Origin of the sequence: Pseudomonas typographi, assembly GCF_014694385.1 — a bacterium.
Lineage (GTDB): Bacteria > Pseudomonadota > Gammaproteobacteria > Pseudomonadales > Pseudomonadaceae > Aquipseudomonas > Aquipseudomonas typographi.
This window is the reverse complement of the sequence record NZ_JAAOCA010000188.1, coordinates 1-255: the sequence shown is the minus strand read 5'-3', so window position 1 is coordinate 255 and position 255 is coordinate 1. Positions and strand designations below refer to the sequence as shown.

Below are 255 nucleotides of genomic sequence, written 5' to 3'. Positions count from 1 at the left end.
TTCTGATCCCCAGCAACCCGCTGCATGGGCTCAATGGCGGCACCTACGAATATTTCTACACCATGGACGCCACCGCCGAGGCCGATGCCGCGGAATACATCGGCCAGGGCCTGACGATGACCCACACCGGCCTGGCGTTTTACACCAACTATTACTACTTCATTCGCTCCCGCAATGCGTATGGGGTCAGTGGATTCCTGAAGGTGCCGGCGTCGACCTCGAACGACGTGAGGGCCTTCCTGGCGGCCCTGGCCG

The 255-nt window shown here is 61.2% G+C and carries 1 protein-coding gene; it reads left to right on the top strand.

Going from position 1 to position 255, the window contains the following annotated elements:
- A partial coding sequence (locus HAQ05_RS28335) for a phage tail tip protein J-related protein (protein ID WP_190427774.1) occupies window positions 1–255 on the top strand: 255 nt, incomplete at both ends.